Source organism: uncultured Campylobacter sp. (assembly GCF_938045535.1).
Lineage (GTDB): Bacteria > Campylobacterota > Campylobacteria > Campylobacterales > Campylobacteraceae > Campylobacter_B.
Window position 1 is genome coordinate 1 of sequence record NZ_CALIMQ010000214.1, and the last position, 7,071, is coordinate 7,071.

A 7,071-nucleotide genomic window follows, 5' to 3' on the forward strand; every position below is an offset into this window, starting at 1 on the left:
ACGTCGCCTCACTCTACGCGAAGGGCGAAAACGCCTATCTTAAAAAGATCGCCGAAGAGGCGTGCGAGTTCGCGCTGGCGTGCAAGGACCTCTCGCGCAGCGAGCTTTACGCAGACGTCGCGCGTGAGAGCTTCGGCGAGCACAAAGCGGGCGAGCCGCGATACGACGTGATTTACGAGGGAGCGGATCTTTTATTTCACCTTCTGCTGGCACTTGCGGCGCACAATATCCATCCAGACGCCCTACTTGACGAGCTAGCGCGCAGGCAAGGGCAAAGCGGCATCGAAGAAAAGCGGCGTCGCGAAAAATGATGCGTAAAATTTAATCGTGAAGACGTCTTTTCCACTCGCCCGCCTTGCGCGGCGAGCTAAATTTAAAAAGTGTTGCCGAAATTCTGTGCCGAATTTCAACGATGAAAGTATATTTCACGCGCTATTGCCGCAAAATTTAATCGCGCTGCGCGAGCAAATCCGCGCGTAAATTTAAGCGCTTGCGCAAATCGTAAAATTTCACTAAAATTTTAAAATCAAATTTTAAAGGATAGCTGATGAAGCAGATCACGATGCAGGAGGCTTTGGACGCGGTTGGCGAGCGCTACTGCAAAGGCCATCACTACGAAAACGTAGCGCTAAGCGATGAGATGGTACGCCGCATCTGCGAGGTAAAAAGCCTCGTAAATATGGGCTTTATAGCTACGGCCATCACGGACGCGGCGCTACAGCATCTAGCCGCGCTGCCGAAGCTTGCGTATCTGTTTTTGCAAGATAGCGATAAGATAAGTGGCGAGGGCTTTAGATACTTTGCAGAACACGCCAAGCTCGAGCACATCGGTATCGAGAACGTCGGCATCACGGATGAGGGGCTAAAAGCGATCGTACAAATCCCGAAGCTAAAATCGCTACGCCTAATCAATTCGCGCGTGAGCTTTGCGGGGCTGCTAGCCGCGGCAAATACTAAAATCCAGTTTTATCTTGGCGGCGGGCAGTTTAGTAAGGAGCAAATTGCAGAATTCGAACAGGCGCAAAGAGACGCCGCAAAGAGCAAAAAGAAGCTTGATCCAGATGACCTGGCGGCGGCGCAGAGTGTGCTTTTAGAATTTTTCGCGGCGATGAGCGAATGGGAGAAATTTGCCACATCGCGAATCGATGACGCAGACGACGGCGAAGTGCAGCGGAGATGCGACGAGCTCTTTGCACGCTACTGCACGCCCGTTAGGCGCAGCGGCTTTCGCCCCGAGGGCATCTCCTTCTCGATGGCGGAGGGCGGCACCTACGGCGGATACGAGCTAACGGACGCCGAATGCGAGAGCAAAAATAAAATTTACATCTACGCCAAGGACGAACACGGCTTTGCACGCCGCTTCCTGCTCGTGCGCAAGGACGGGCGCTGGCTCATAGATAAGTGCCAAGGTATGGACGGCAAAAACCGCGGGCTATAAATTTGAGCGCGAAACGGGATTAAATTTCATCTGCGGCGCGATCGCAGAGATGAAATTTTATCCTCGCTGCGGGCGCGGCGATAAAATTTCATCGGCGCTGCGAAAACAAAGACAAAGAGGGCAAATGAGCGGTAAAATTTCTGCGCACGACGCGCACGGCGATCAAAGAAAGGTGCGAATGAAAAGGCGAATTTTCTCCGAGCTGGGCGGCTTCGTGATAAAGGGTCCTCGCGTTGCTCGCGCGCTATCTGGATGAGCACGGGCTTGCGAGCGGCGATGTTCTTGCCTATTTTACGCAGACCGAGCACGGCGATGCGGTCACAAGAGAGGGCATCGCCGTGCCGATATCGGGCGTTCGCAGCTTTAAAATTTCACAGCACTTATAATCCATATATAATGACGCTGGAATTTAGCGGCACTAATGTATTTTTTTTAGAAGTCAATGTTTAATCAAAATTTTATAATTTTAGATGTGGAATTTGCGTTTAAATCAATTAAATTTAAGCCGCCAAAGACGGCTTAAATTTTATCTCTCGAAAATAAAAATTTTATTCATGCCGTCCTCTCTGGACGCGACGTAGAATTTACTCTCTTTGATAGCGAGCGCATGGGCATCGCTCGCGCCTTCAAAGCTATAAATCTCCACGATCTTTCTGCTGCGCGGATCAAGCTTTAGGATGCTTGAGTATTGCTTCGAGAGTAGATAAACAAACTCGCCGCTCGTATCCATACCCGTGATATAGTAGTCGTTTATATCCCTGCCGTCCTTTACGCCGAGAGCCTCATCAAAGCTCGGCACGAACTCGCTCGAGAGCAGATTATCGGCGTCACTAAAGCTCGCCACGCTCCAGCTTTGCTTGATGTCATCGGGCACGCTCGCGATGAAAAACTCGCCGTAAAAGTCCGAGTGATCCCAGCTTAGGATATACTGCTGTTTGGCGCGCACAGTGGAGTAGCGGTCCTTGAAATCGAGCGTGAAATTTTCGTATCCGTCGTGCAGATAGCGCCACGCTTTGTTCGCTTCCTCTTTACTTTGATTCGGTGCGGGTTTGAAAAACTCATAGGTTTTATTATAGCTCATGAGCCCTACCGAGCCTTTAAAAAAACTCGCTGCGACGGTCTCCTCCATTTGGATTATCCAATCGGGTGTGCTTCGTAGATAGTTTTTTACGGTTTTTAGCTCGCCGTCCATTTCGTAGAGCTCGAATTTTAGCGTACCGAGCAAGAAGTTTCCGCTTGCCGCGTCGTAGTCAAGCCCTGTGACGGGATTATTGTTGTTTAAATTTGGCGTTATCTCGCCGATTTTGCGTAGCGGCGTTAAATTTACCACTGCGCCATCCGCAGGATTTAGATTAAACTCGCCGCCCAGCGCCAGTACAGCGCACAAAAGGGTTAAGGTTAAAATTTTTCTCATATCGCGACCTCACTTCGGTAAATTCGGTAGTTTTGGATTCCAGCTTTCGCGAAAATCAATTTCGGTTTCTTCCCAGTGATCAAGCTCCCAAAACCACTTTGACGGATCGATGCTCATGCGCGAAGGCATCGCGGAGGCTAGATAGGGCGGAGGGCCTGCCGTGATGAAAGCCTGGATGCAGTTAAAAGCCATGATGATAGCAAAGGCCACCACGGCTATCTTGCCTAGCGCAAATTTGGGTAAAACCGCGCCGTATGCGCCCTCTTCGCTTTTTTGCATTATTTTACCTACGTTTTTGCCTAGCAGCAAAATCACACCCAAAAATATAATGACGCAAAAATGTACCACTACGACCCAAAACTGCGTGTGTGCGCCTAAAATTTCGAGCCCGAATCCCTGCTTGATGTCGAGGTAGCCGCCGCCCGTGCCGTCAAGGCTATAGTGTAAAAAGCCGTCGTATAGCCCAAGGCATGCTAAAAAGAGGATTGCGGCTAGGTATTTGACAGCAAATCCGTATCTAACGATCAGCAAAGCCACGAATGAGATCGCTACCATGCAAAATCTCTCGTGCCAGCACATGATGCAGGGACTATCGCCCATACCAAAGCCCAAAACAAGGCATGCGATACCTACGGGCAAAGCGATGAGAGCGAGTGCCGCGAGGGCGAAAAGATTGAAAAATCGCTTTTCATCTTCGCCCCAGCCCGCAGAAATTTCGGCGCCGCGGGCGAAGCTTTGAGACATTTTATCTTGCATACTTTCCATCGCTCGCTCCTAAAAATTTCCCATAGGCACGACGGCAAATTTATTCACCCACGCCATCATGATGACGAGTATAGCGATACCCGCGATACCAAAGCCCATAACTGCGCGCTTTTTCTCAGGTCTAAACCACAACAAAAGGCCCGCGACGAAAAACATCAGAACCATTAAAAATTCCATATTTTCTCCTTTCTCGTTGAAATTTAATATCGTAAAAATATTACTATTTTGCTTATTAGACATATATTAAAAATTGTGTTTTATCAGTGTAAATAAATTTTTTATGAAATTTTATGATACTAAAATAGCCATTTTTAAGAAAATTTTTTCTATTTCAGCTTGATTTAAATTTATCTAAAGCATTTCGATTAGTCTGATTTTGCTTATGCGAGTCGCGCGATAAACGCCACGCGATTGAAATTATAAAATTAGCAAGAAGATGAGCAATGACTTTTAGCGTAGCGGCAAGCGAATGGGGGGCAATCATCGCTGGGGCGCATCCGTTTTTCTTGCGGCGGAGCGGTCTCTTGCATTATGTCTATCTTCTTACGTTTAGGCTGTATTCTTGCACCGCGTTTTCCCCTACTGAGTCCTCGTTTCGGTAGCGGACGCCGCCTCGTTGATAGCAAGCAATACCTTGCGATCGGTTTATGTCGGTCGCAGATGCCGCTCTACTGTGCGGTTATTTTGGCTTGTATTGCGCAATGAAATTTTGAAATTTTACAAAGCTTGCACAAGCCGATCGCTTTAAATTTTTGCTTGTTCTTAGTCGCGAAATGTTTGCGCATGGGCTTTAGGCGGCATGCCAAACATCCTCGTGTATTAGCGGCTGAACCGAGACGAGCTTTCGTATCCGACATCAAAGGTTGCTTGAGACGCTTTCGTGCCGCCGTTTTGTAAGATATATCTAGTTTCCTACAACCTAATGTGCTTTTGAAAATCAATCGGGCTTAGCGCAGTATTGCAGGAATTTTTGCGTATCGTAGTGATGCTGTTTGCCGTTAAATTCCACCATTTTCCGTCGCGCAGGCACAAGCGCGCGCTGGGCTCTAGATCGTCGCGATAAAGTCTGAGGCTTTCTTTGACGGTAAAAGCCGAGCGCCCCTATAGGCGTCTGAACGTGTCCGTAGGCTGGATATAGCTCGTCTGCGATCTTTGCGGCGTCTTTTAAAATTTTATCTACTTCGTTCATGCTTTCTTCTTTAAATTTACTCGGGTTATATTTAAATTTGCACGATTAGGCAAGGAATTTGGAGTATCGTGCTACCGCAAAATTTTAAAAAAGGCTATAATTTAGCAATTTTATTTCAAGGAGATAAGATGAGAGATTTTAGTTTTTGCAACCCCGTGAGGATAGAATTTGGCAAGGGTAAAGAGGAGCATATCGGGCAGTATATGAAGGAAGTGGGCGCGAAAAAAGCTCTCGTACTATACGGCAGCGAGCGCGTGCGAAAGAGCGGTCTGATGGGCGTCGTGGAGAGCAGCTTAAAGGCAAGCGGTATAGAATTTACGCAGCTTGGCGGCATAAAATCAAATCCCGTGTTAAGCAAGGTAAACGAAGCGATCAAGCTCGCTAAAGAATTTGGCGCCGATAGCGTGCTTGCTGTGGGCGGCGGAAGCGTGCTGGACTCGGCGAAAGCCGTAGCCGCGGGCGCCTGCTACGAGGGCGACGTGTGGGATTTTTTTACCGGCAAAAGCCCGAGCGTCGCGCTTAAAATTTTTGATATCATCACCCTCGCCGCGACGGGCTCAGAGATGAACTGCGGCGGCGTGGTAACCAAGGAGCAGACCAAGCAAAAATACCCGATCAGCGGGCCGTGTCTATACCCGAAAGTCTCGGTCATAAACCCGCAGCTGCAAGCAACCGTCAGCCGCGAGTATCTCGTATATAGCGCGAGCGACATCATCGCGCACAGCATCGAGGGGTATTTTACCGCTAGCGTCCATCCAAACATCGTTCGAGCCTATATCGAAGCAAACATCAAAACCGTCATCCGCACGACCGAAATCCTGCTCGCAGATCCGAGCGATTACGATGCGCGCGCCGAGTTTGCGTGGGCCGCAACGATGGCGCTAAACGGGTTAACCTACGTGGGCGTGGGTGGCTTCGGCTATCCGAACCATATGATAGAGCACGCGATGAGTGCGGTCGTGGACTGTGCGCATGGAGCCGGTCTTAGCGTGGTAATGCCTGCGTGGATGAGGTGGTATAGGGATAGGAATTTAAGCGCGTTTGAGCGTTTCGCGCTTGAAATTTTTGGCCTTAAAAGCGCGGATGAAGGCATCCTGGCGCTTAAGGCGTGGTTTGATAAGATCGGCACGCCGACTAGCCTGGCACAGCTCGGCATCGAAGGCAAGGTGCTAGACGAGGTCATAGACGTAGCCGCGACAAACGCTAAAGCTTGGAATATGTCGGAGCTCTATAGCCGCGAAAATATCGCTAAAATTTTAGATTTTGCAAAATAAGGCGCGAGCGCGCAGATAAAATTTTAAATTTAAAAAGGAGAGATGAATAATATGGCAACATTAAACGCATTAGGAATGATAGAAACTAAAGGATTAGTAGCAGCAGTAGAAGCAGCAGATGCTATGGTAAAAGCAGCAAACGTAACACTTGTAGGTAAAGAACTTGTAGGTGGAGGATTAGTAACTGTTATGGTAAGAGGAGATGTTGGAGCAGTTAAAGCTGCAACAGATGCAGGAGCAGCTGCAGCTGACAGAGTTGGAGAATTAATATCTGTACATGTAATACCAAGACCTCACTCAGAAGTGGAATTAATATTACCAAAAAGCAACAACTAAAATTTCATAGGGTGACAATATGTCACCCTTATTTTGAATAAGATTAAATTTATTATTCAAAATAAGTGTAACATTTAAAGTGGTAGAGAGGTAGAATGGAGGATTAGAATGGATAGAGATTTATTATCAATCCAACAAGTAAGAGATTTAGTAAAGTCAGCTAAGATAGCACAAAAACTTTATTCAACTTTTACACAAGAACAAATAGATAGAGTGGTTTATGCAATAGTTCAAGAAATGAAAAATCACTATGTAGACCTAGCAAAAAAAGCCAATGAAGAAACAGGATTTGGTAAATGGGAAGATAAAGTAATAAAAAATAAATTTGCAAACGAATTTGTTTATGATTATATAAAAGATATGAAAACTGTTGGTATCTTAAATGAAACAGATACTATAACAGAAGTGGGAGTACCTATGGGAATTGTAGCAGCATTAACACCATCTACAAACCCAACTTCAACAGCAATTTATAAAACTTTAATTTCGTTAAAAGCTGGAAATGCTGTTATAGTAAGTCCTCACCCAAATGCAAAAAACTGTGTTATAGATACAGTTAAATTAATGCAAAAAGCAGCTGTTGCAGCAGGAGCACCAGAAGGATTGATAGGTGTTATTGAAATACCTACAATAGAAGGAACAAATGAATTAATGA

At 46.7% G+C, this 7,071-nt stretch carries 9 protein-coding genes and 1 pseudogene; 6 read left to right on the top strand and 4 right to left on the bottom strand.

Annotated elements, in window-relative coordinates; all coding sequences use genetic code 11:
* The 3 genes and pseudogenes from Q0095_RS06575 to Q0095_RS06585 form a co-directional block, all read left to right on the top strand.
* Positions 1-311, top strand: a pseudogene (locus Q0095_RS06575) (bifunctional phosphoribosyl-AMP cyclohydrolase/phosphoribosyl-ATP pyrophosphatase); the annotation flags it as partial.
* A 236-nt stretch (positions 312-547) separates the two neighbouring features.
* Complete coding sequence (locus Q0095_RS06580; protein ID WP_297882501.1) at positions 548-1,438, top strand: NTF2 fold immunity protein; 891 nt, start codon at positions 548-550, stop codon at positions 1,436-1,438.
* 233 nt (positions 1,439-1,671) lie between these two features.
* Complete coding sequence (locus Q0095_RS06585) at positions 1,672-1,824, top strand: hypothetical protein (protein ID WP_297882504.1); 153 nt, start codon at positions 1,672-1,674, stop codon at positions 1,822-1,824.
* Positions 1,825-1,964: 140 nt separating this feature from the next.
* On the opposite strand, the gene Q0095_RS06590 is transcribed toward Q0095_RS06585, so the two are convergent.
* The 4 genes from Q0095_RS06590 to Q0095_RS06605 all read right to left on the bottom strand — a co-directional run bounded on the left by Q0095_RS06590 (position 1,965) and on the right by Q0095_RS06605 (position 4,806).
* Entirely contained in the window at positions 1,965-2,852 is an 888-nt protein-coding gene (locus Q0095_RS06590; RefSeq protein ID WP_297882506.1) for a hypothetical protein, read from the bottom strand.
* Positions 2,853-2,861: 9 nt separating this feature from the next.
* Entirely contained in the window at positions 2,862-3,617 is a 756-nt protein-coding gene (locus Q0095_RS06595; protein ID WP_297882508.1) for a disulfide bond formation protein B, read from the bottom strand.
* A 9-nt stretch (positions 3,618-3,626) separates the two neighbouring features.
* Positions 3,627-3,794 (bottom strand): hypothetical protein, encoded by a 168-nt coding sequence (locus tag Q0095_RS06600; RefSeq protein WP_291938627.1) that lies wholly within the window; start codon positions 3,792-3,794, stop codon positions 3,627-3,629.
* 760 nt (positions 3,795-4,554) lie between these two features.
* Positions 4,555-4,806, bottom strand: a complete 252-nt coding sequence (locus Q0095_RS06605; RefSeq protein ID WP_297882511.1) for a hypothetical protein — start codon at positions 4,804-4,806, stop codon at positions 4,555-4,557.
* A 128-nt stretch (positions 4,807-4,934) separates the two neighbouring features.
* Here Q0095_RS06605 and Q0095_RS06610 point away from each other — a divergent pair, with 128 nt between their 5' ends.
* The 3 genes from Q0095_RS06610 to Q0095_RS06620 all read left to right on the top strand — a co-directional run.
* On the top strand, positions 4,935-6,080 hold the full coding sequence (locus Q0095_RS06610; protein ID WP_297882513.1) for an iron-containing alcohol dehydrogenase: 1,146 nt from the start codon (positions 4,935-4,937) through the stop codon (positions 6,078-6,080).
* A gap of 51 nt (positions 6,081-6,131) precedes the next feature.
* On the top strand, positions 6,132-6,416 hold the full coding sequence (gene eutM / locus Q0095_RS06615; protein WP_297882515.1) for an ethanolamine utilization microcompartment protein EutM: 285 nt from the start codon (positions 6,132-6,134) through the stop codon (positions 6,414-6,416).
* Between the two features lie 108 nt (positions 6,417-6,524).
* A partial coding sequence (locus Q0095_RS06620) for an aldehyde dehydrogenase family protein (protein WP_297882514.1) occupies positions 6,525-7,071 on the top strand: 547 nt, incomplete at its 3' end.

Excerpts from the sequence above, each read along its gene's own strand:
- Q0095_RS06580 (WP_297882501.1), top strand. The coding sequence starts at position 548 with ATGAAGCAGATCACGATGCAGGAGGCTTTGGACGCGGTTGGCGAGCGC.
- Q0095_RS06590 (WP_297882506.1), bottom strand. The coding sequence starts at position 2,852 with ATGAGAAAAATTTTAACCTTAACCCTTTTGTGCGCTGTACTGGCGCTG.
- Q0095_RS06595 (WP_297882508.1), bottom strand. The coding sequence starts at position 3,617 with ATGGAAAGTATGCAAGATAAAATGTCTCAAAGCTTCGCCCGCGGCGCC.
- Q0095_RS06600 (WP_291938627.1), bottom strand. The coding sequence starts at position 3,794 with ATGGAATTTTTAATGGTTCTGATGTTTTTCGTCGCGGGCCTTTTGTTG.
- Q0095_RS06605 (WP_297882511.1), bottom strand. The coding sequence starts at position 4,806 with ATGAACGAAGTAGATAAAATTTTAAAAGACGCCGCAAAGATCGCAGAC.
- Q0095_RS06610 (WP_297882513.1), top strand. The coding sequence starts at position 4,935 with ATGAGAGATTTTAGTTTTTGCAACCCCGTGAGGATAGAATTTGGCAAG.
- eutM (WP_297882515.1), top strand. The coding sequence starts at position 6,132 with ATGGCAACATTAAACGCATTAGGAATGATAGAAACTAAAGGATTAGTA.